The sequence below is a fragment of the Rhizocola hellebori genome (assembly GCF_016862955.1).
In the GTDB taxonomy this organism is placed as follows: domain Bacteria; phylum Actinomycetota; class Actinomycetes; order Mycobacteriales; family Micromonosporaceae; genus Rhizocola; species Rhizocola hellebori.
Genome location: NZ_BONY01000046.1, coordinates 1 through 23,794 on the forward strand (window position 1 = coordinate 1; position 23,794 = coordinate 23,794).

14 protein-coding genes are annotated in these 23,794 nt (G+C 67.4%); 6 read left to right on the forward strand and 8 right to left on the reverse strand.

The window, feature by feature from the left end; all coding sequences use genetic code 11:
• Positions 1-79: 79 nt before the first annotated feature.
• Positions 80-4,822: a zinc ribbon domain-containing protein gene (locus Rhe02_RS30950; RefSeq protein ID WP_203911951.1), complete on the forward strand. Its 4,743-nt coding sequence runs from the start codon at positions 80-82 to the stop codon at positions 4,820-4,822.
• On the opposite strand, the gene purE is transcribed toward Rhe02_RS30950, so the two are convergent.
• The 6 genes from purE to Rhe02_RS30980 all read right to left on the reverse strand — a co-directional run bounded on the left by purE (position 4,819) and on the right by Rhe02_RS30980 (position 12,336).
• Entirely contained in the window at positions 4,819-5,286 is a 468-nt protein-coding gene (purE, locus tag Rhe02_RS30955; RefSeq protein WP_373320733.1) for a 5-(carboxyamino)imidazole ribonucleotide mutase, read from the reverse strand. The two genes, Rhe02_RS30950 and purE, sit on opposite strands and share 4 nt — an antisense overlap.
• Before the next feature lie 23 nt (positions 5,287-5,309).
• Positions 5,310-6,431: a 5-(carboxyamino)imidazole ribonucleotide synthase gene (locus tag Rhe02_RS30960; protein ID WP_203911953.1), complete on the reverse strand. Its 1,122-nt coding sequence runs from the start codon at positions 6,429-6,431 to the stop codon at positions 5,310-5,312.
• Positions 6,432-6,526: 95 nt separating this feature from the next.
• Positions 6,527-8,701 carry a class II glutamine amidotransferase domain-containing protein gene (locus Rhe02_RS30965; RefSeq protein WP_203911954.1) on the reverse strand — a complete coding sequence of 725 codons (2,175 nt, stop codon included), beginning with the start codon at positions 8,699-8,701 and terminating at the stop codon, positions 6,527-6,529.
• A gap of 29 nt (positions 8,702-8,730) precedes the next feature.
• Entirely contained in the window at positions 8,731-10,776 is a 2,046-nt protein-coding gene (locus Rhe02_RS30970) for a thioredoxin domain-containing protein (protein ID WP_203911955.1), read from the reverse strand.
• Positions 10,777-10,875: 99 nt separating this feature from the next.
• Positions 10,876-11,808: an SMP-30/gluconolactonase/LRE family protein gene (locus tag Rhe02_RS30975; protein WP_203911956.1), complete on the reverse strand. Its 933-nt coding sequence runs from the start codon at positions 11,806-11,808 to the stop codon at positions 10,876-10,878.
• Positions 11,809-12,024: 216 nt separating this feature from the next.
• Complete coding sequence (locus tag Rhe02_RS30980; protein WP_203911957.1) at positions 12,025-12,336, reverse strand: hypothetical protein; 312 nt, start codon at positions 12,334-12,336, stop codon at positions 12,025-12,027.
• A gap of 247 nt (positions 12,337-12,583) precedes the next feature.
• Between Rhe02_RS30980 and Rhe02_RS30985 the strand changes: the two genes are divergently transcribed.
• Both Rhe02_RS30985 and Rhe02_RS30990 read left to right on the forward strand, forming a co-directional pair.
• On the forward strand, positions 12,584-15,262 hold the full coding sequence (locus Rhe02_RS30985; RefSeq protein ID WP_203911958.1) for a tetratricopeptide repeat protein: 2,679 nt from the start codon (positions 12,584-12,586) through the stop codon (positions 15,260-15,262).
• A 27-nt stretch (positions 15,263-15,289) separates the two neighbouring features.
• A complete protein-coding gene (locus tag Rhe02_RS30990) occupies positions 15,290-16,222 on the forward strand; it encodes an endonuclease/exonuclease/phosphatase family protein (RefSeq protein ID WP_203911959.1) in 933 nt (310 codons plus the stop codon).
• 4 nt (positions 16,223-16,226) lie between these two features.
• On the opposite strand, the gene Rhe02_RS30995 is transcribed toward Rhe02_RS30990, so the two are convergent.
• Positions 16,227-16,979 carry an endonuclease/exonuclease/phosphatase family protein gene (locus Rhe02_RS30995; RefSeq protein ID WP_203911960.1) on the reverse strand — a complete coding sequence of 251 codons (753 nt, stop codon included), beginning with the start codon at positions 16,977-16,979 and terminating at the stop codon, positions 16,227-16,229.
• A gap of 36 nt (positions 16,980-17,015) precedes the next feature.
• Between Rhe02_RS30995 and Rhe02_RS31000 the strand changes: the two genes are divergently transcribed.
• Together Rhe02_RS31000 and Rhe02_RS31005 are read left to right on the forward strand one after the other, a co-directional pair.
• Positions 17,016-17,693, forward strand: a complete 678-nt coding sequence (locus Rhe02_RS31000) for a hypothetical protein (RefSeq protein ID WP_203911961.1) — start codon at positions 17,016-17,018, stop codon at positions 17,691-17,693.
• A gap of 78 nt (positions 17,694-17,771) precedes the next feature.
• Positions 17,772-19,694, forward strand: coding sequence for a VWA domain-containing protein (locus Rhe02_RS31005; protein WP_203911962.1), 1,923 nt, complete (start codon positions 17,772-17,774; stop codon positions 19,692-19,694).
• A gap of 171 nt (positions 19,695-19,865) precedes the next feature.
• Here the strand turns inward: Rhe02_RS31005 and Rhe02_RS31010 are convergent, their stop codons facing one another.
• Positions 19,866-20,405 (reverse strand): hypothetical protein, encoded by a 540-nt coding sequence (locus Rhe02_RS31010; protein WP_203911963.1) that lies wholly within the window; start codon positions 20,403-20,405, stop codon positions 19,866-19,868.
• A 114-nt stretch (positions 20,406-20,519) separates the two neighbouring features.
• Here Rhe02_RS31010 and Rhe02_RS31015 point away from each other — a divergent pair, with 114 nt between their 5' ends.
• Positions 20,520-23,792 carry an AfsR/SARP family transcriptional regulator gene (locus Rhe02_RS31015; protein WP_203911964.1) on the forward strand — a complete coding sequence of 1,091 codons (3,273 nt, stop codon included), beginning with the start codon at positions 20,520-20,522 and terminating at the stop codon, positions 23,790-23,792.
• The last annotated feature ends 2 nt before the right edge of the window (positions 23,793-23,794 follow it).

Sequence of the window (23,794 nt, forward strand, 5' to 3'; positions counted from 1 at the left end):
CGCCAGAATTACAGTACTTGCGTCGCCCGCCATCCTCTAGGAGAGTCGATCTGAGAAGACTCTTTGGAGGGTGGCGGCCGTGGGTGACACAGTTGGCGACCAGAGTGTCACCACGCGGTGCAGTAATTGCGGCTCGCTGAGAGACCCTTCTGCTCGCTGCCCGAAGTGCGGCAACACACCTGAGGTGCTGCACGCCGAGATCGGCCGGATCAACAAGGCGATCTCGGACATGAAGCAGCGAGACATCCAGCTGCTCAGCGACATGAAGAAGAACAGCCAGCAGCTGCAAGCCGCGATGCATCAGCGCAATCTGCTGACCAATGCCGAGCGTGAGCGTCAGACGAAGACCGCGCCCAAGCAGCGGCCGTGGTCGCGCCGTTCTGATTCCAGCGCGACGACGGCAGCGCCGCCGTTCCCGCCTCCGCAGCAGCGGTTTCCCAAGCAGCCGAGGCCGCCGGGTGGGGCCCGCGTGGCGCCGCTTCCCGAGGATCAGCCAGAGGCTTCGCCGCGCCTGATCCAGAATGTGCTGCTGGCACTTGGGCCGCTGCTGCTGGCCGTGACCGCGGTCATTTTCGCGGTTTTCGAACAGCAGTCGGGTGCTCCGCCCGGTGCACGTCTGAGCGTGCTGGGCATCGTGACCATCGGTCTGCTGATCTTCCCGTCGATTCTGGTGCGGCGCGGCCTGTCCGCAACCGCGGAATCCCTTGCGGTGGTGGGGCTGAGCCTGGTACCCATCGACGGCTATATGGTCGCCCAGCTGCCTGCCTTCCAAGCGAGCGGATCAACCAAGGCCGTCGTCTACGGGCTCATCTTCGCGGCGAGCACTGTGGTCGCTTTCCTTTTCCACCAAGCCACCGCGCTCACCTCGGCCCGCTACGCCCTGGTCCTGTTCAGTCAGCCGATCCTGCCGCTGCTGGTCTACGACTACGTGGACACGCCGGCGGCGTGGGCTGTGGTGCTGGCCGTGGTCGCCGCGCAGAACGCTTTTATCGCGCGTGGTTTGGAGTTGTTCCACCGTCCTACACCGACCCCGGTCACCCGCAGCAACCATTGGCTGTGGGAGATCAGCTGGGTGTTGCACGGGGTGGCCATCGGCTCGGCCGCGGTTTACGCGCTGGCCGCGCTGCTCAAGCCGACCGATGTGGCTGGAGCGTCGCGTGCCGCGCTGGCGTTGCTCCTGGTCAGCGTTGTCGGGCTGTTCGGGGCCTTGATGCTGCGCCGCCGGCCGCTCGGCGATGTGGCCGCCGGGGCGCTCACCCTTGCGGTGATCGGTGCTGCGGCACGGGTTGCTCTTGTCGCCATCCCCGAGCAGGCCGCGCTTGTCGTGGCCGTCGTCGTTTTCGGCACGGGTGTCGCCGTCCGGGCTTTGCCGCACGCCTCGCGCCGCGGGCCGCAGCTTGCCTCGGCCGCGGCGGTCGCGGTGCTGAGCATTTTCGTCATCGCCGATGTGCTGCGCGCCGCGATGGCGCCGATTCTGGTCGCGATGCCTATGTGGAAGGCCGATCTGGCGCACTGGGACGCCAATCTCGCCGCCCGCGCCGAGTCGCATTGGCAGCTGGTGGCGACCATCGGCCTGCTGGCTGGAGCCGCCGCGCTCGCTTTGCCGCCCGCGTTTCGCCGCGAAAGCGCGGTCGCCGGGGCGCTGCTGACCGGCCTGGCCGCTCCGGTGTCGCTCGGGCTGGGCTGGGTGGCGAGCATCTGGGTGCTCACGCTGGTGGCGATCGCGCTTCTCGCCGTGGGCATCGGGGTCGGCTCGCTCCAGAGTGGACAGTCTGTCGGCTGGGCGGTCACCACCAACCACGCCGCCACCGCCCACATCGCCGCCAGCGTGCTGGCCGGGATGGCCGCGCTGGCGGTCGCGCTGGCCGCGCCCTGGTCCACCGCTGGTGTGCTGGCCGCTTTCACCGTCGCCGGAGTGCTGCTGGCCCAGGCTCAAAAGCGTCTTCCCCAGACGCCGGAGACGATCAGGCTCGGCGATACGGCCACGGGTGCGGCCGCCTTTGCCGCACCGGGCGCGGTTTCCACCGGGATTATGACGCTTTTCGATGGGGTACCAGCATCGGCCGCGCTGACAGCCGGATTCCTTGCCGCGAGCGCGACTCTGGCGATGGTGGCGGTGCGGTTGGTGGCCCATCGCCGTATCGGCACCCCGCTCGCCGTCGGCACCGGGCTCGGCGCGCTGGTCATCACGGGCGCTGCCTTCGGCGTCGACAACGCCGACCTGCTCGACGCCGGGGTGGGCGCGCTTTTGCTGGTGGCCGCCGTGCTTTTGGCGCTCGCTCCGTCCATAGACGAGGGTCGCCGGGCCGACCGGCTCCTCGACGGGGCCGATATCGCCGCCGCCGCGGTGACCGCAGCGGCCATCGGCTCGCTTGCCCGCGCGGCCGAGCTCTACTCTCCAGATCTGTGGCTGGTCATGGCCGCCACCGCGGTTCTCGTGGTGGCCCTTGGCATCCGGATGCTTCCCGAGGCGTGGCGTCGTGGCCCCGCGGTGGGGGCGGGCCTGACCGGCGGTGTGCTCGGGCTGGTGGCGGGCTATCCCGCGCTCGCCGGGGGGATTCAGGCCCTCACCGCGCCCGGCGACCTGTGGGGCACGATGGCGCCGGAAAGGACGGTGACGGTCCCGTTCGGCTGGCAGGCACCGGCCGCGCTGATCCTGCTCGCCATCGCCGCCATGGTGGCGTTGCCAAGGCCGCGCAACTACGACGCGGCCGCGGCCGCGGTGGTGCTGGCGACCGTGGGCGCCCCCGCCTCGTTCGGGTGGCCTTGGGGTGCGACCATCCTGCTCGGTCTGGCCATCGCGACCTGTTACGCGGTCGCGGCCACCGTCGCTGTCGACACGCGTGCGGGCTATGCGCGACTCGCCGTGGCAGTCATCGTCGCGCTGCACGCCCTGGCCGCCAGCCTGGCCATGATGTGGACGACGGCGGCCGCGCTGGCCACGATCGGCTTGGTGAGCGCCGCTGTGGCGGGCCTGGCCGCATCGATTTCCAAGATGTCCATTGTGGAGGGTGGGCTGCCCCCGTCACATCTTGACGTGGTGGGCGGCACCGGCGTGCTCGCCGCGCTGCTGACCGCGCCCACGGCGGTGGCGGTCTACGTCGCCAGCACCGGCAGCCCGGCCGATGCCGCTTACACCGCGACGATTCTGGCCACCGCGGCCAGCCTCGCCATCCTCGCGTTCTGGCGCGAGTCGATGGCTGCCTATCTCGGCTGGGCCACCGTCGGGGTGGCCGTTTCCACCACCCTGGTCGCCGCCTTCGCCCTGGTGACTGGGCGGCCCGCCGGGGTCTACGCCGCGGCTTCCGTGCTGCTGGTGGTGGTTGCCGAATTGCTGCGCGCCAGCGTCAAACCGCTGCTTCAGGACAGGCCGGCCCGCGACGCCGGACGCCGGCTGTGGCGGTCCAGCCTTGACCAGAGCCAGGCACGGCTGTGGCCCACCCATCCCGGTTCGATGGCCGCGGCGCTCGCGGCGGCGCCCGCGCTCATCGCGATCGGCTCGCTGGCGCCGGCGCTACGCGCCGCGCTGATCACGCCCTACGACACGCTGAACGCGGTCTGGAAAGGCCCGCCACCGCCGCTGGACTTCACCGTCGACGGGGTCGCCGTGCTGACGGCGCTGCTGCTCACCATCGCGGCCTCGCTGGCCGCGGTCGGCTTCGGCGGGGGAATCACGCGGGCGGTCTCGGTCGTGGTGCCGGGCATCGCATTGACCATCCTGATCACGCCGGTCAGCCTCGGGATGCCTTGGCCCGCAAGCGTGATGGCCGGGTTGCTGGTCTTCACGGTCTGCATGCTCAGTGTGGCGCTGACCGAGCCGCCGATCGACGACGAGTCCACCAACGGCGTCCGCGCGCTTCGGGTGGCGGTGCTCATCATCGGCCTCATCGGCGGTGGCGCCGGGCTCGCCGGAGCGCTCGCCACCCCGGGCATGACCATCTTCACCTTCGGCGGAGCGGTGCTGGTCGGCCTGACCGCGGCGCTTTACGGCCGCCGGCAGCGCGCTCGCATCCTCGGCTGGCTCGGCGGCGCGGTCGCGGCTGAGCTGCTCGTGCTCAGCGTGAGCCTGCGGATCGGCGCGAAGCCGGAGTGGGCCGCCTTCGCCGTACTCGCGGTGGGCACGGCCCTGCTCGCCGCTGCCGCCCTGCTCCCCCGCTTCACCCGGCCCGGGTCCATTCCGGAGGCCAGCGCGATGGAGTGGGCCGGTTACACGGCCGGCGTTATCGCCCTCGCGCTTGCGGTTCGCTCGCCGGTCCACGTCGCGGGATTGCTGGCTTCCTTCGGCGCGGTGCTGGGCATGACCGCGACCCGCCCGAGCCGCACCGTGCAGCAGCGCCGCACCCTGTTCTGGGCCGCCGCGGCCGCCGAGATCACCGCCTGGTGGCTCATGTTGCGCAGCAACGACATCACCTTCGACATCATCGAGGTCTACAGCGTTCCCTTTGCGCTGCTTGCGCTCTGGGTCGGCCTGATCGAGCTCAAGCAGCGGCCACAGCTGGGCAGCTGGGCCGCCTACGGCCCGGCCCTGATCGCCGGATTCGGGCCGACGGTGGTGATGGCGCTGGCCAACGAGGGCCCGTGGTGGCGCGAAATCGTGCTGCTGCTCGCGGGAAGCGCGGTGCTCACCTTCGGCTCCCAGAACCAGCAGCGGGCACCGGTCACCATCGGCTCGGTGGTGCTGACCATCACCGCGTTCCACGCGCTGACCCTGGTCGACTGGACCTGGCTGGCCGTGGGCATCACCGGTGTGGTGCTGGTGATCCTCGGCGCGAGCAGTGAGCGCCGCCGCCGCGCGGTGGAACGCTACAACCGCTTCCGCTAAAGGGAAGCCTGCAGCTTGGCGTCCTTGTCGGCGACCATCTCCACCAGGGAGGCCTGATAGGCCTCCATCCTGGCCAGCAGGTCGGCGTCGTGTGCGCCCAAAATCCTCACCGCGAGCAGACCGGCGTTACGCGCGCCACCGATCGATACCGTCGCCACCGGTATCCCTGCGGGCATCTGGACGATGGATAGCAGCGAGTCCATCCCGTCCAGATGTTTGAGCGGCACGGGAACACCGATGACCGGAAGCGCCGTGGCGGAAGCCATCATGCCCGGCAGCGCGGCCGCCCCACCTGCGCCCGCAATGATCACTTTGAGCCCGCGCCGGGCCGCCTCGGCACCGTAGTCCAGCATCAGCTGCGGGGTGCGATGCGCGGAGATGACGCGCACCTCGTAGGGCACGCCGAAGTCGGCCAGGATCTCAGCCGCCCCTTGCATCGTGGCCCAGTCGGAGTCGGAACCCATTACCACGCCGACGATCGTCACAGCTACTCTCCAAATTGGATCCAATGCGCCGCGCGCGCGGCCCGCGCCCGGCAGTCTGCCATGTCGTCACCGAGCGCCGTGACATGGCCGATCTTGCGCCCCGGGCGCACCTGCTTGCCATAGAAATGCACCTTGACCGCCGGCTCCGCGGCCATCAGGTGATGCAGCCGCTCATCGATGCCCATACCGCCAACCGGCCCGCCTAGCACGTTGGCCATGGCCACTGCGGGCGCGGCGAGCCGGGTGTCGCCGAGCGGATAGTCGAGCACCGCCCGCAGATGCTGCTCGAACTGGGAGGTGCGCGCACCCTCGATGGTCCAGTGACCCGAGTTGTGCGGACGCATCGCCAGCTCGTTGACGACTATGCCGTCGTCGGTCTCGAAGAGCTCCACCGCGAGCAATCCCACCACATCCAGCTCCTTGGCGAGCTGGATGGCGAGCTGCTGTGCTTGAACCGCAAGCCTTTGCGGCAGGTTCGGGGCCGGGGCGAGGACCTCCACGCAGATCCCGTCGCGCTGCACCGTCTCGACCACCGGATAGACAGCCACCTGCCCGAAGGGCGAACGGGCCACCTGGACGGCCAGCTCCCGGCGCAGATTCACCCGCTCCTCCGCGATCAGCTCGACGTCGGGCAAGCTCATGTCGGCTTCGGTGACCATGAATACGCCGCGCCCGTCGTAGCCGCCACGAACGGTCTTCACCACGGCGGGCAGCCCGAAGGCAGCCAGATCGGCTGGACCGGCAATCGGGCTCCAGCGCGGCACGGGCACCCCCAGCTCACTGAGCCGCTGCCGCATGGCGCGCTTGTCCTGCGCGTAAAGCAGAGCCTCCGCGCTGGGAAAGATCTTGACGCCCTCGGCGGAAAGCGCCCGGATGTAGTCGCCCGGCACATGCTCGTGGTCGAACGTGACGACGTCGCACTCCTTGGCGAACGAACGCAGCGCGGCCAAGTCCAGATGACTGCCGAGCCGGGTCTCCGGCGTCACCAGCGCCGCTGAGTCGTCGGCCTGCTCGCTGAGCACATGCAGCGACTGCCCCAGGCCTATTGCCGCCTGATGGGTCATGCGGGCCAGCTGCCCGCCACCGATCATGCCGACCACGGGCAGCCCGCTGCGGCTCCTCACCTGCGACCCCCACCAGCGACATGGTGGAGCGGCAATGAGCGCGAAGCTCCGGTTCTTTTCATGTCAGTCATCGCAGCCCATCGTAGGCCGTACTCTTATCTGCGCTTCGCGGGCTGGCGGCGACCGCCTTTGCGGCCCGGCTGCTGTGCGCCCTGCCGCGAGCCGGCCATGGTCGCCACGAGCAGCGGTGTGCGCTCGTCACCCTGCCCGAATGGGTTGTCCGCGCACAGTTTCGCCAGCAGCTCGGGCGCCGGCTCGGCCGAGCCGTCCCACCCGTACTGGGTCACTCCCGTCGCGTCCACGCCGACGATCGCACATCCGCCCAGGGCTTGGGCGACCTCGTCCGGCAGCAATCTGCGTAGCGCGCTGACGATCTCCGCGGCGCTGCGGTCGCCGTCGACCGGCTGCGGGATCACGGCCAGATTGCCGGGCGGGCAAGCGTTTTCGCGCGGCGGGCTCACCGCGACGGCGGCGACGCCGCTGACCCGGTCGTACCAGGAGCGCTTTCCCAAGCGGGCACAGGCCACCGCTAGCCCCATCCGCATTCCGCCCGCCTCATCGATGGCCACCTGCATGCTCCACGGGTCGGGATGCCTGGTGCCGTTGGCCGCCTTGGCCAGCAGCCCGGCCAGGCGGCCGGGGGTGATGGTCCACACCGGGATGGCCCGGCCCGCGGCGACGGCCATCGATTTGGCGACGATCATCAGGTACCACGGATGGCGCATCGCCAGTCTGGTCGGCTTCGCCGCCGTGTTGACGAATTCGGCTACATACCAAGCGATTTTCTCGGCGATCCGCTCCTGCGGCCCCAGCTGCTCGGTCCCGATCAGGTGGCGTTGCCAGCGCCCGGCCACAATCGCCTCCGGCGCGGGACGGCTCGCCGGCACCGCCACACGCTCCGGGCGAACCACGACACTGAGCCATCTTTCAAGCACATAGTGCCGCCACAGCCGGTCGAGGTCCGGATCGCTGGCCCGGCCTAGCCGGCACAGCCGGGCGAGGGCCGCGTCATCGCGCGTCCCGTGTTTCGGGTAGAGCAGCGTGGTGGCCAGCTCGGGACGTAAGCGCTGCAACACCTCGGGCAGGGCCGGCTCAAGCCCATCGGCCCGGACAGCCGCCCGCATCGAAGCGTGCGGCAGGGTGCGCTCCGCGAGCGCCTGCAACTCCGCGCGGGCGTTCGGGTCGGACCCGTCCAATTCCCGATAGGGAAAACGAAGGGTCAAGCCATAGCGGGCCGCGATCCGGTCGCTGAGCCGGCTCAGATGCGCGGCCGGGCCACGCCAGCCGATCGCGGTGAGCAGCGTGTCCACCTCGCCGCCGCAGGCCCGCGCCATCGCCCAAAGCAGGTAGGCGGCCAGACCCGGCACCGGCTCGCCCAGGTCGATCATAAAACCATCAACATCAATTTCATCTGTGTACAGCGGCAGCGCTCGATGCCGGATAGATGCCTCCGAAATGGGGCCCAGCAACGCTTCGTGCGCTCGTTCCTGCCCAGGCATGTAGGACGAATAGACCGGAACGGCACGATGCGTTTCCCGTTCGGCCAGGGCCGCCCCGAGCATGGCCGCGGTCGGCAACGCCACGTCCTGCTGACCCGCCCCGAGCATGACCACCCCGGTCCGCTCATCCCCAAGCGCACCAAGCAAAGCCATCCTGCCCGAAGCGCGACTCGGCTTGGCCGCCAGCGGCGGATGCGCCCTGATGGCCCAGCCATCGGCCTGCCCGCCCGATCCGGCGTGCCGCGACACCTCCACCACCTGGCCGGGCAACACCCGCCTGATGCCCTCGAAGAACGTCGCTGCCACCTCATCGCACGCCCCGGTGGCCAGGAACCGGGCCACCGCCGCGTCGTTCGGCTTGGCCGCAATGCCCGCCGCGAGCAGGGCCGTCGGCTCGCTCGCCACCATCACCGCACCCCGCGATCGGGCGTAGTACAGCGGCGGCCCATCCAGATTGCGTGCGAGCACCAGACCATCGGAATCGGCCAGAATCAGCGCATACGGATTCGGGCCGCTAATCAGAGCTTGGGGACCTTGTCTCTGGTACCGGGAAAGCAAGCTCGAAAGCTCGGCCATGCCATCGACGATGATCGCATTCCCATCGGCCTCGAACACCTTGGGCATCCCGGCTCTGACCAGCAGCCGCGCCGGGCCATGCCCGACGATGACCTCACCATCCCCGCGCGGCGCCAGCGCTTCGCTGAGGGCGGCGAGGGTTTGGGTGGTGGTGCGATCGGAGCCGAAACTGAGCAGTGCGGCAAGGCCAGCCATGAGCAAGCAGCCTAGCCACGTTTGTCCGATTAGCCGCTTACATCACCCGAACGTCGGAGCATTGTCGTGAGTTCGACACTTGTCGTCACCGGACGATCGCAGACGAACCCGCGGCACACATAGGCGGCCGCCTGCCCGTCCCGCAACGGCCTGCCCTCCAGCAGCGGAACCCCCACCCGATCGGGCTCCCCCACCACGAGCACCGCCCCCGGTGGCGCAGCCCAAAGCGCAGCCCGCACCAGCGCCTGCGCCCCTTCCCCCGCCGCACCTCCGCCTGCCGGGCCTGCCGGGCTGGCGGGTGGCGGCACGGCGATGGCTATTTCCACCGGGCCGTTGACCAAGGCTTCCGCGGCTGCTGCGGAGTAGCCGGCGAACCTCGGATGCTTGGCGATCAGCTCACCCACCGTGCCGAGCGCTCGCTCCGCGATCTGACGATGCTCCACGCTGCCGGTCAGCGCGGAGTAGGCAATCAATGCGGTCACCAGACTCGACAGCCCCGACGGGGTCGCGTTGTCGGTCGGGTCCGCCGGACGGGTGACAAGCTTTTGGGCGTCATCGGCTGTGTCGAAGAACCCGCCGGCGCCGTTTTCGAACCTTGCCGTGGCCGTGTCGAGCAGACTTCCGGCCAGCTCCAGCCACTGTCCCTGCCCGGTCAGCTGATGCAGCGCACAGAAGGCCTCGGCCACGCAGCCGTAGTCCTCCAGCACCCCGGCCGGCTCACCCGCCTTGCCGTCCCTGGACACCCGGCGGATCCGGCCCTCGCCGAAGTGCAGATCTCGCAACAGCTCGCCCGCCTTGACCGCGGCATCGGCCAGCTCCTGACGCTGAGTCAGCCTCGCGTTCTCCACCAGCGCGGTGATCGCCAAGCCGTTCCACGCCGCGACCACCTTGTCGTCGCGGGCCGGTTGCGGCCTTTCCGATCGCGCCCGGGCAAGCTTCTCGCGGATGGTCTGCCACCTGTGCTTCAGCTCTTCGCTGGCGTCATCGATGTCCCGCTTGAGCTGCAACACGCTCAGACCGTGCTCGAAGGTCCCCTCTTGGGTCACGCCCAACAGATCGGCTGCCCAATCTGCGTCGGGCTGACCCAGTACCCCCAAAAGCTGCTCTTTGTTCCAGGCGTAGGTAAGGCCTTCCACGCCATCGGTGTCCGCATCGAGCGCCGACGCGAAGCCGCCTTCGGCTGTTCGCATGTCGCGCAGCAGGAAATCAGCTGTTTCCCCGGCCACCCGAGCGGCCATCGGATCGTCGGTCAGCCGCCACAGCTCGGTATAGTTTCTGAGCAGCAAAGCGTTGTCATACAACATCTTTTCGAAGTGCGGCACGGTCCAGGTGGCGTCCACGGTGTAGCGGTGAAAACCGCCACCCACCTGATCGAAGAGCCCGCCCCGCGCCATCGCCTCACAGGTATGCCGGGCGATCTCAAGCGACCCCCCATCACCGGCCCGAAGCTGTTGGCGCAGCAGGAAATGCAACACCATGTGCGGCGGGAACTTCGGCGCGCCACCGAACCCGCCGTTCACCTGATCGTGCCCACGCGCCACCAACGCCGCCGCCGCGTCCAACAGGCCCGAAGTAATCTCGGCTTCGCCGCGCAAGGGTGTTCCGGCTATCGCCTCCACCACCTGAATCCCTTGCGCCACCACGTCTTCACGCTGATCCCGCCACGCCTGGCCGATGGCGCGCAGCAGCCCCGAAAACTGCTCCTTCGGGTAATAGGTGCCGCAGAAGAACGGCTCCCCCGCAGGGGTGGCGAAGACCGTCATCGGCCACCCGCCCTGACCGGTCATCGCCTGGGTCGCCTGCATATAAACCGCGTCCACATCGGGCCGCTCCTCGCGATCAACCTTGATCGCCACGAAACCCTCATTGACGAGCCGTCCAACCGCCTCGTCTTCAAACGACTCATGCGCCATCACATGACACCAGTGGCAAGCGGCGTATCCCACACTGATCAGCACGGGCACATCGCGGCGTTTGGCCTCCGCGAACGCTTCCTCTTCCCACTGCCACCAATCCACCGGGTTGTTGGCATGTTGCAAGAGGTAGGGCGAGGTCGCGCTACCGAGTCGGTTCACCAGATCACTCTCTCACACCGGTCCCCGTTGGAGCGTGTTGAACGATCGACGTCCCGCCAACCTGGCGCGGCGGGCGGGACGTCGTTGTCACGGGGTTGGTTAGAACTTCGGGATCCCGATCACCTCGAATGTGGTGGCGGGCGGGGTCGCGCCGAATTTGGCGTTGGGCAGGTACAGCCGGCGGCCGAAGGCCGCGACGGTGGTGGGCACTTGGAAGCGGGGATCGGTGGCGGTGCCGACGAGGCGGCCTAAGTGACCGCTGTCGGACATGCGGAACTTCGCCACTTGGTTGAGCTGGTTCTGTACCACGTAAAGCGAGTTGCCGAGCAGCAGTAACCCGTCGCCCGCGGTGAGCGCAGCGCCGCCGAGGTCGACTCGGGTGGCCACGCCAGTGGTCGGCTCGACGCGGAAAAGCGACGCCGTGTTGGATTGGACGACTAATAGCGCCCGCCCGTCGGGGGTGCGGGTGATGCCATTGACGTTGAAGCCGGCCTGGTAGACGAGATCGCCGCTGAGCGGCAGTGCCGTGAAGCCGCCTGGCAGCGAGCCGTGGCGGCCCAGCCTGAGCACATACAAGAACGGCTTCATCGAGTCAGTGAAGTAGGCCGCGCGCGGGGTCACCACGACGTCGTTGATGAACGTGGGTGCGGTCTGGAATGTGTAAGCGGCAAGGACGCTGCCGTCGCGGGCACTCACGACGCGGCCGTTGCCCGCAGGGCCTCCGGCAACAAATAGCCTGCCGCGGTCGTCGATTTTCATACCCACCGAGGGGGTACCAGGTGCAGCCGCGGGAAGCAGGGCGCCTCGCCCGGTGACCAGGCTGGCGCGGTAGATCGAGCCGTTGGCAAGTGATCCGCAGTAGACCACCGGGCGGTCGCCGATGGCGATGCCCTCGGGGTTGAAGTTGTCAGGCAGCGGGATCAACGTTGGGAAGCGATCGTCGCCTTCATTGGCCTGGGTACTTCCGGGCGTGACCAGCACGGTCCCCACGGCCGTGGCAGCGAGGCCGGTCAATGCTTGGCGTCGGTTCATCTGGCAGTCCTTCCAATTGACTCGGTGCGCGTGCATCTCACACCCGAGACTGCCATATATGTAAATTCTTCGCTAATGGCGGGGCCGCGCGAAATCCCGCCGCCGCTAGATCCGTGGTCAGAGCACATGCCAGCAACGACACGATGCTTGCGTGAAGGCCCAACTGCCGTGGAGCGTTCGTATCAACACCGATACGAACGCTCCATGGCTCATGGCCTAGCCGACGATGGCCGAGTAGCTGTCGATGACGTAGTTGCTGCTGGGACAGGACTTTACGGACTGCTGGCTGCTGCCGGCCGACCAGATCCGGGGGCCGTCGTGGGTGGTGATGAGGTCTGTGCGCTGGTCGAGGCACTTGAGCCGGACCTTGATGTAGTTCGATCCGCTTGAGCACCAGGCGTATCCGGTGATGCCGGACTTGGATTTGGCCGGCACACAGTTGGCGGCGGACGCGCCCTGTGCGGAGGTGAGGACCACGGCGCTGGTCGCGACGGCGAGGAGTCCACTAAGGACAAACGATCGCTTCATGAAGCGAGAACCTGCCAGAGGGGCCGTCGGCGCGGCAAATGAGCGATGTAGTTGCTGAAGGTTGACATATGGGGTGTTTGGGAACAAAGCCGCGCGTGCTGTGTCCCAACTTGGCGGCGTCGGGGCAGCGTACGGGACTGTGGCTGTCCCAACACGACAAGATGTCGCCACCGATCGGCGGCCGTAACCGTGTGAAGTGTGGATGCTTCGATGCGGAGGCACCCGCGGCAGCTCAACGGGAGGGTCTATGAACGACACGGGGGCCACTGACGACTTCGCGGCCGCGTTGCGGTCGGTCAAGGTGAGGGCGGGTTTGAACCTGCGCGACTGGGCCAGGGTGTGCTATCTCAGCAGGGCCTCGCTGCACCGCTACTGCCGGGGACAGGCGGTGCCGTCCGACTACGTGGTGGTCCAGCGGCTGGCCGAGGCGGCCTCGGCGAGCAAGGAGGAAACCGTTACCCTGCACCACCTTTGGGTCGTCGCCCGGCGTCACGTGGAGGGCACGGCCCCGATCGCGACCGGATCGGCCGGGCCGGTCACCCTTCCCGCCGCTCCGGCGGGATTCCGCGCCCGCACGGCCGAGCTTTGCAGGCTCACCGAGCTCGCCGACCGCACACCGGTCAGGGAGAGCTCGATGGCGGTCATCACCGGCATGGCCGGCATCGGCAAAACCGCACTGGCCACGCATTGGGCGGCCAGGCAGGTCGGTGCGTTCTCGGGCGGCGCGCTCTACGTCACCATGTGTGGCGACCACGACCACGGCACACCGGCCAGGGTTCGGGCGTTTCAGCATCTTCTGCTCGCCTTCGGCGTCTCGCGAAACGCGATGCCGGAGGTCGAGGAGGACGCCGCCGCGACATTGCGCCAGCTGACAGCGGACAAACGAGTCCTGATCGTCATCGATAACGTGCAAAGCATCGATGATGCACGTCGCTTGGCCGGCTGCTTCACCGCGGGTCTCATCGTGATCACCAGCCGGCACACGTTGGCCGGGTTGACCGCCAGCCACAACGCCATGCCGCTGCCGCTGCCGGCTCTCGACCCTGAACAGTCGGTGGAAGTGATCACCGCACTGACCGGGCCGCAGCGGCTGGAAGCCGACCCGGGAGGCGTCCAGCGGCTGGTGGCGCACTGTGCCGGCCTTCCGCTTGCCCTGCGCATCATCGCTGCCGATCTGGTACATCACCCGCAGCGCACCATTGCCGAGCAGAACCGGCTGCTGGACATGCATCGCCTCACCGCGCTAGAGAACTTCGGCGATTCCCAGCACAGCGTCCGTGCCGCGTTCGACGTCTCGTATCACCTGCAGGACGGTCCGGCGCGCCGCCTCTTTCGGCTCCTGGCGGTCATTCCGGGCGAGGATTTCACCGCGACGGCCGCGGCCGCGCTGGCAGGGCAACCGCTCGGCGTCGCCGACGATCTTCTCCACCGGCTGACAGACGCTCATCTGGTGGAAAGCGGCTGCCCCGGCCGCTATCGCCTGCATGACCTGGCAAAGTCTTATGCCGCAGACCTTTCCGCCACCGAAGACGCACCAGCCACCCGTGGTGAAGCATTTCAAAATCTTCTCGACTGGTACCTGGCAATAGCGCACCAGGCCTCATCGGTGCTCTGCCCGGAGCAGACCGAGCTGGCGATCAGGGCCACCGGCCGCTCACCGATCACATCGTCCTCCGCCGATCGCGAGCAGGCGCTGGCGCAACTCGACACCGAACGGCACAACCTCATCGCGGCCGCGACCAGGCCGGCAGGCGAAACCCAGCCCACCACGGCCTGGCACCTGGCCCTTCTCCTGCGCGGCTATCTGCTCGGCCGCGGCACCTTCGCCGAAGGCATAGCGGTCTTCAGCGCAGCCGCCCGGCAGGCCCGACCGATCGCCGCGCAAGCCTTCGCCGCTTTGTGTCTGGCCGATGTCCATCGCGTACACGCGCGTTACGACGCCGCGGAGGATCACTACCGGGTGGCCCTGCGCAGGTGTGACGAGATCGACTGGCCGCAGCTGCGGGCAGCGTGCATAGCGAACCTCGGCGCCGTCCTGCTGGGTCGCGGACGGCCCGGCGACGCTTCGGCCTGCTTCGCCGAGGAGCTGGAATTGGTGCGCCACATCGGTTACGCGGCCGGGACCATCGCCGCCGCCGTCAACCTCGCCGGTTGTCTGCATCAGCTGGGGCACCTTGCCCAGGCCCTGGAACTCTTCCTGCACACGCACAAGCTGGCCCGCCAGCAGCGGTCGCCGGTCAACGAGGCGACGGCCATGTACAGCGCCGGTTACACCGCGCTCGATCTGGGCCTGACCGATCAAGCGCACGACTGCCTCACCAGCGCACTAGCCACCTACCAGCAACTCGGCCGCGACACGGACACCGTCCACACCATCGCGTTGCTTGCCGCCTGCAGCCGGGATCGTGGCCACCTCGCGCAGGCGCTGAAGATGGCGGCCAAGGCCCGCGCCATGCTCGACCGGTCGTCACCGGTCGTCAGCCCCACCGCCGCGATCGCGGTGGAGTCGGTGTCGGGCACTGTCCACCATCGCCTTTCCCGACACCACCAAGCGATCGCCAGTCTCACCAAAGCTATCCAGCTAGCCCAACGCCACAACGTCACCTATCAGCGCGCCGAAAACCATGCGCTGCTTGCCGAAACCCATCTCGCCGCCGGTAATTTCGATGAGGCGGCCCACCATGCGGCGAAGGCCGCTCAGCTGGCCCGCCGCAACGGGTATCGGGTGATCGGGGCACAGGCACAGGCCACCCAGGGCGCCATCGCCATACCGCAGGGATCCCCCTTCGCGCTGTCGCAGCTGCAGGCGGCACACAACATCTTCCTTCAGACCGGTTACCGGCGAGGGCTGGCGCTGACATCGCCCCGGATCGACCTTGTCCACAAAGCGGTCCCAGCCCTGGTGACGCCGCATGGGACCGTCTAAAAACGACAACTGGTTTAAAGTCGCGGCATGGCCGACATCACCACCCCGGACGTGTGGGACCTAAAAGCCAACCCGGCGACCTTGGAAGCCCTTGAGCAGGCGTGGAAGGCGCAGGCCGGGATGCTCGACGAAGCACAGGACACCGTCGATCGCGCCGCCAACCGGGTGGTTGACGGGGAATTCTGGACGGGGCAGACCGCCGACGCTTTCGACAAGCATCGCCTCACCCTCACCACCGACCTCGGCGAGAGCGGCAAGCTGGCGGAGCGGGTGTCGCGCGCGCTCGGGCATTGCGCGGCGGTGCTGCGCCGCAACCAGGGCCTGCTCGACGACGAGCGGCACAGGCTGGCCGACGTCCCGGTCTTGGCCAATGCCGGCCAGCTGACCTTTCAACCCCGCGACGACAGCCAGGCGACTTTGGTCAACAACGCCATCAGCGCCGCCCGTGATATCCGGTCGCGTGTGGATAGTGAGCTGCGATCGCAGGCTGCGATCTTCAAGGAGGCGGTGGGGCCACTACGCGCCTGGCAGACCACCTGGAACAAGCGCACCTTGCGCGTGCTCAACTGGAACATCCAGGGCGGCGGTGGCGGCAACCATTATATGACCGACCAGGGCACGCAGTCCGACGACATTCCCGACCTCGCCGAGCGGATCATCAACGGCGACGTGGACGTGGCCACGCTTCAGGAGGTCTGGAAGAGCCACGCGGAGGAGCTTCAGGAGGAGCTGAACAAGCGGGCCGCGCCGGGCGAGCACTGGGAGGTCCACTTCGGCAAGGCCGACCGCGGCTGGCACCTCAGCGACGGCCTTTTCCCGGGCCGCGAGGACGCTGGGAACGCGGTGGTGGTGCGCACCCGCCCCGGCGTTTCCACCAGCGGCGAGACCGTCATTCCGCTCAGTGGTGAGAACTCCGAGGAGGGGCGCGCGGCAACCAAGGTCCACATTCAGGTGGACTGAGCGGCTACCAGTCGGGGATGGTCACATCGACCACCTGACCGTCGTGATCGGACTCATCTCGGCCCCATCGGGTGGCTTCGGTGGAGCCGACACCACGCGGAATCACGTAGTCGATCGGCAGGTGGCTCGCCGAGGTGCCGCCCTGGCCGTCGTGAAGGTCGCCGGCGTGCACGTCGAAACCGTGCTGCCCGTACTGATTGAGCGACTTTCCGAAGGGCGTGTCGACGCCGGTGGGCGAGTTGTTGAAGTCGCCCGTCACCAAGGTGGCGTTGGCGTCATTGCCGGTCTGGCCAAACATCTTGTCCAGCTGCCCCGCCCGATTGGCTTCGCCTTCAGGGTTTGCGCCCGTGCTCAGGTGGGCGGTGAGGACGTCCAGGCCGCCCCGGGCCGCCTGCAGCATGCGGTCGGCGTTCTCACCATCGGTCTGGTGGAACAGCATCACCGCCGTCTTGAGCCGCTCGATGTCGGAGTCGAGCGTGTTGGCGAAGGCCGGCAACACCGTGTCCATCACGATTTTGCATTCGTAGTGGGCCGACCAGCACTGTCCGCCTCCCTCCGTGTCGCCGAACACCAACTCCGGCTGCGGAATGCTCCAGCTGCCGACCGACCCTCCGATCGCCGTGGTGTAACTGCTCCAGCCCAGCGTCTCCGACGCCTCGCCGAAACTCTTTGCTCCCCCGCCGACCGCGTCCCGTGCCCGGGAAAGCTCCCCGAGAAGCTTGTCGACCTCTGGAAAATCCATTTTGGTCTCGGTCATCCCGAAAATCTACACCGGTCGTGGTTGAATTCGAAGGTGCCTGTTACCGACATGGTCCGGCGCCTGCCCGACATCGCCACCCTCAAGAATCGCTGTCGATCGATGGCTGTACTGGACGCCATTCTGAGTCCGGAGTGGGAGTTTCGTTACTACTCCTACAACCGGCGCTGGAGTGACGGGCAGGAGATGGCGTCGATGCGCAATGGATCGGGCGACGACTATTTCATCGTGTTCACGCCGGAAGGCGCGTTCATCCGGGGCTTCGCGCATGAGTCATCGATGTCACCGTGGCGGCAAGAACCCCGCGCGCTGTGGCCAGGCCTGCTGAACAATCTTCCCGACGCGCTCCGGGCGCAGGCCGACGAGCCCGCGTTCGGCATGGAGGGTCTGCTTCTGGCCACTTTCTGCCTGTGGCGGCAACCGCAGGACGATCGCTGGCGCATCGGCGACATCGACTATTCGGCGGCCGACCCGGAGGACCTCGACCCCGATGGCGCAGATTGGCTGCTGGGCATCCTCACCGACGCTTCGCCCGACACGTACCTGAACTACGCGGCGGAGTATTTCGAGATCGAGGCGGATCCGCAGGCGGTGGCACACGTGTACAGCTGCGTGCCGCTCACCGACGAAGTGGTGCTCGCGCTGAACCCCGGAATAGACCTGGGTGCCCTCGCAAGTGACCTTGACGAGATCGGATATCCCGTCGTCGCCTGACACATTCATATGCAAAAATTTGAAACCAATTGATGGTCACCTCTGTTGGCTCGTGCATGGCTGTTGTAGCGTCCTCGCATGGCTCAGGAAGGCGAGCAGTACGGACAGGGAGATCCGCCGTCGCCGTTCGTGCAGGAGTGGCCCGAACGGCCGTTGGTATCGGCCGCCCAGCCCCCCGAAGCACCCTCGAGCCCAGAGCCGGCACCTGGTGAGCCGGCACACCGCCGCCCTGCCGACAGACTGCCGCGCGGGATCCGCCATATCGCGGGCGCGCTCGCCCTCGTGCTGCTCGGCGCCGGAATCTACTTCGGAATTGATAGATGGATTATCGGCGATGGACAACAATCCGCCGCTCCCACCGGATGCGCGGGCCAGCGGCTGCTGCGGCTCGCCGTGGCGCCGGAAGTGGTGCCGCTGGTCGAATGGGCCGCATCGGATGTCGACGGCGCTACCTGCCCGACCGTGGCGATAACGCCGCTAGAGCCCGGGCAGACGGGCTCAATCCTGACCGGTGGCAAGCTCGACGGTATGGTGCCGGCCTCATCGGCCTTACTGCGCCTGGCACCTTCGCCGCAAGCGTCTGCCGGGCCGTCGGCCGCGTCGGCCGCGCCCGCCTCAGCTTCGCCTGACGTGCTGCTCGTCGACAAGGCGGCATCGCTGGTTCGCAGTCCCATCGTGGTCGCCGTGCCCAAGCCCGCGGCCGGTGCGTTCGGCTGGCCGCAACGCCAGGCGGGCTGGGCCGAGCTCGCCACGGCGACCGTCGGGGGCAAGCTCCGCTTCAGCATGGGCAACCCGATGCGTGACGCCGCCGGGCTGCTCGCAATGCTCAGCGTGCACGCCGCGATGGGTAAGACCACGCCGGACCAGGGCATCGCCCAGATGCGGGCACTGACCTTGCGCAGCCGTCTGGCTGACGCCAGCGCCGACCCGGCCGTGCTGCTGCAACGACTGGAGTCGCTGTCCGACCCGGCGGCCGCGGCGAAGGACATCGGCGCCTTTCCCGTTACTGAGCAGGCGGTCTGGGCGTACCAGACGAAGAAGCCAGGGATATCGCTCGCCGCCATATATCCAGATGGGCTGATGGAAGCCGATTATCCGCTGGTACTGGCGCCAGCCGCCGCGTCCGACCGCCACTTCAAGGACCTCGCCACCCGACTGGTCGAACGCTTTCACTCGGGCTCCTTTGCCGCCACGGTGCGCGAGCACGGATTCCGGCCGGTGTCAGACACGATGCCCACAGCAACGCCGACGAACCCTCCGCTCGCCGACGGGCTGCTGGCGAGATACCCGGCCGCTGCGGCCACCCCCTCCGATCCCATCCTCGTCACCAGCCGCGCCGCGCAGTGGGCCAGGTACGAGCGAAAAGAATTCCAGGTCCTCATCCTTCTCGACGCATCCGCATCAATGAATGACCAGGTAAGGGATCGCAGCGGATCGCTGACCACCAAAGCAGCATTGCTGCGCACGGCCGGCGTGCAGGCCGCAGAGCTGTTCGGCCTCGACACAAGTGTGGGCGTATGGCTTTTCGCGACTCCGGCACCCAACATCCCGCCCTACGTCGAAGCCGTCTCGCTCGGTCCTTTGGACGCGCCTCTGCGCGGCATCCCGCGTCGCGAAGCGGTGCGTCGCATGGCACAGAGCTATACCGCGTATGAAAAGGCCGGCACTCCGCTGTATGAAACCGTGCTGCGCGGAGTGGACGCGATGCGGAAACTGAGCAAGCCCGGCACCGTGACCATGGTGGTGGCGCTCACCGACGGACGAGACCAGGACACCGCGTTCGCCATGCCGCGCACCGAGTTCCTGTCCCGCCTCAGCACCATTCGCGATCCCCAGCGGCCGGTTCCGGTGTTCTGTATCGGGTACGGAGCCGATGCCGACATGGCGGCGCTGAACGAAATCTCCCGAGCCACCGGCGGGCGGGCCGCCGCCTCAAACGACCCCGCCGACCTGGCCAGCGCGATGGCCCAGATCTTCCTCGCCGCACACGCGGCCCAATGACCGGCAGCCGGCTCATGACCGGATCTGGCGCGCTGCTAACGAAAACCGACACGAGAGCAACCGCTCCCCCACCACCACAGACGACGAAGAGGACCAACCACTTCCGCTGCTTGTTGGTTGGGGCAAGCGGCTGGTCTCGTGTTCAGTCAGCACGCTGAGCCGTGCAGCAGCCTAGTAGGCGCCGGTTGGACAATTCGGAACGATGTAGCCGTCTCGCCACTTACCTATGAGATCCCCAGCGATGTTCTCCAGCCCGCAGCCGTTGCCGGAGCCAGCGCCTTCGATAGGTTTGAACAGGTAGCTGAATGCTCCGTGACCGGCCTCGTGCACACGGAGATACTTGATCGGCTGACCGTTGTTGAACTCGTTCACCACGACATCTGACGACGCGGCCGGGCCGCCGTAGTCGTCACCGCTGTTCGGTATGGCGAACCACACGGACGAGCCCCAGAGCTGGTACTCGACGTAGATCGATATACCGTCGTTCGTCCAGTCGTGGACGTTGACATAGAAGTAGCCAAAGGTTGCCGCGGTCTGCAGGGTTTGCGGTGAGTAGTAGTCGTGTGGATAGCACACCTGAACCCGTCCGAGCGAGCCGGCCGAAATCCAGCTGTCGTGGCAGTCGACGACCGCATGTGCGGGCGTGGCGACCAGGCCGGTGCTGAGTGCCGCCACCGCGCTCACCACGAGCGCCATGAAGCGTTTCTTCACGTTGGAATCTCCTCTCGTTTCTTGCCCCGTAAATCTCAGCGTCCGGCATCGCTCTATACAGCACCTCATACGGGCTGCCGCCGACGAGCCGCGCAGCTACAGTGACATAAGGCGATGCATCGAAGTGGGGGGTTGGCGGTGCGGGTGGTGGTACTTGGCCGCGTGGGCATGGCAAAGGGTGCTTACCGACCCGAGATCGGCCGGGCGCAGACCCGTGCCATCCTGGCGTTGCTCGCCATCAATGTCGGCGAGCCCGTCAGCGCCGCAGGGCTCACGCGAGCATTGTGGGGCGGCACAGAACCGTCGACCGCGCGGGCGCAGATACACAACGCGATCTCTGCTCTGCGCCGTGTTTGCGCTGACATCGGGGCGAAGGACGTCATTGTCAGTGGACGTTACGGCTACCAGCTGTTGTTGCCGGCCGAGGACGTCGACCTGGGCCAGTTCCGCTGGTCGGTTCGTCAGGCCAAAGAGTTGAAGGCTCACGACGCGGTCACGGCGGCGAGAGTTCTGCGTGAGGGGTTGCAGCTGTGGCATGGAGAGCCCCTGGCCGACGCGGCGGCCGCGTTTGTGGACGCCGCCCGCCTACGGTTGGCGGAGGAGCGCCTGGTCGCCATCGAAGAACTGGCCGATCTTGAGCTGTCGCTGGACAATCCGGCTGCGGTGACGAGTGAGCTGATGTCTGTCGTGGCAGCACATCCCTTTCGCGAGGGTGCCCGGCGGCGGCTCATGCTGGCGTTGCACAGATCCGGTCGGCATGCCGAGGCCCTGCAGAGTTATCGAACGTACCGCGATCTGCTTGCCGATCAGGAGGGACTCGATCCCGGGGCCGAGATCAGCGAGTTGGAGATCGAAATCATTCGTGGCATCCGCGGGCGGCCACTTGACGGTTCGGCAACGGCCGCGGAAATCAGCGAACTACCGGCCGTCGGCGGCCAGAAGTGGGTCGCTCCGGCACAGGTGCCCGGCGGGGTCGGTGTGTTTGTGGGCCGTCAGGGCTATCTCGACCAGCTGGACATCGTCGCTGCGGCCACAGCGCACCAGGCGGGTCGTGTCATTTTGGTATCGGGTACAGCCGGTATCGGCAAGACGACGTTGGCGACCGTCTGGGCCCATCGGATGGCCGATCAGTTCCCCGACGGCCAGCTGTTCATCGATCTGCACGGCTTCGCCCCGGGTAGTCCGATGCCGGCGACTGTGGCGTTGGCGCGGTTCTTGCGTGCGCTGGGACAGCCGCCCGATGCGATACCGACAGACCTCGATGGGGCCACCGCGATGTTCCGCAGCCTGCTCGCCGACCGTCGTGTCCTCATCGTCCTGGACAACGCCAGCGAAGCCGAGCAGGTGCGTCCGTTGCTGCCCGGCAGCGGTGGCTGCCTTGTGGTGGTGACGAGCCGCGACAACCTGACCGGGCTGTCCACCAGCGATGGTCTAAGCCGCGTCGTGCTCGACGTGCTCACGAGCAAGGAATCGAATGACCTGTTCGTGGCATTGCTCGGTCGGGACAGGGTCGATTCCCAGGCGACGGCGATGCTGGCGCTCTCGGACGCTTGTGGACAGGTGCCGCTCGCGATCCGTATGGTCGCGGCAAATCTGGCCGACGCCCCAGGACGAAGCGCTGCTGATTATCTAGCCGACCTGACGGCAGGGGAAAAACTGGACCTGATGCAGCTCGTCGGCGACGGCCACGCTTCGGTGCGGGCCGCGTTCGACCTGTCCTACCGGACGTTGCCCGCGCGGATTCGGCGGCTTTTCCGGATGCTCAGTGTGGTGCCGGGCGGAAACTTCAGCGCCGCCCTTGCGGTGGCGATCGCCGGTACCGCAGATGAGCAAGTCATACCTGACCTGTCCATGCTGGTGCGCAAAAGTTTGCTTTACGAGGTAACCCCCCGTCGATATGCCTTCTACGATCTCGTGCGGCTATATGCCAAAGCACTGTCCGAAAAGGACAGTGCGCTGATCGAGGCCGCCGATCGGATGTACCGACACTATCTAGACGAGCTCGAGGGCGCCGCACAGCTGCTGTATCCACAAATGCTGCGGCTAAGCGAGCTCGGCGATCAGGCTCCGCCGGAACCGACGTTTGTCGATGGGCCGGCGGCCCTGGCATGGCTCGACACCGAGCTTCCCAATCTCACCGCAGCCACCCTCCACGCCGCGGCCGAGGGTCCCCGGCCGATGGCATGGTTAATCTCCGATGCCATGCGCGGATATTTCTGGTCCAATCGTCAACTCACGGAGTGGCTCGCGATCGCCGACGCAGGGCTGCGCGCAGCGGCCCGCGAAAGCGACGCGGCGGGCATGGCCGCCAACCACATCGGCCTCGGCAGCGCCTACCGTTGCATGGGCAGATACGGCGACAGTGTCGAGCAGTTCGAAAGCGCACTCATCGCCAGCCGCGGCATCCCATGGCCGCAGGCGGAGGCGACCGCACTGTCGCACCTCGCGGTGAGCTACGCCGAGGTGGGGCACACCCTGCTTGCCAGGGACAGGCTTACGGATGCCCTCGCCGTCAACCGGCAGCTGGACCGGCCGGCCAGCGAGGCCGTCGTGCTGGGAAACCTTGGCAGCCTCCGGGTCAGAACCGGAGAGCTGGGCCAAAGTCTTCGCGACTTCAACGGTGCATTGACGTTGTACCGCGAAATCCGCTCGTCGGGCGGAGAAGCAATTGTCATGACCAACCTAGGGCTTGTGCATTTCTATCTCGGCCGATTCGGCCTCGCCTCGCAACACCTCACGGCCGGCCTCACCCTGCACCGCCAGATCGGCGATCGCTACGGACAGGCCCTGGCTCTGTGCAACCTGGCCTATCTCCGCAGCGAGCAAGGCAGACACCACGATGCTTTGGAGCACGCCAGCGAGGCAATGACCATCGTCCAGGCGACGGGCGATCGGCAGACCGAGGCATATGCGCTCATCACCATGGGACACATCCGGCTCGCACTCAACGCGCCGCACCATGCGTCGCAGTACTACACCCAGGGGATGCGGCTGTCGCAAGCGACCGGTCAACGGCTACCGGAGCTCGAGGCGCGGATCGGAGTCGCACAAGCGAATCTCCGGCAGGATGAGATCGACGCGAGCCTCGACCTCGCAAACCAGGCGCTACGCGATGCGACCGAGTTCTCCTATGAGCTGCTCGCCGGTCAGACCAAAACCCTGCTGGCGGAGATCCACCTCGCGGCCGCACGCTTCGACGATGCTCGACGATGGGCGCTCGATGCACTCGCCGTGCATCGCAAGACCGAGCACCGGCCCGGGGAGGCGCGGACCCACCATCTCCTCGGCCAGATCTACCGTGCCAACGGTGAGCCGTCCGCCGCCTCGCTGTCGACGGCCCAGGCTCTGTTCGCCGAAATCGGAATCCCGCAGCCGGTCAATGCGTAAAA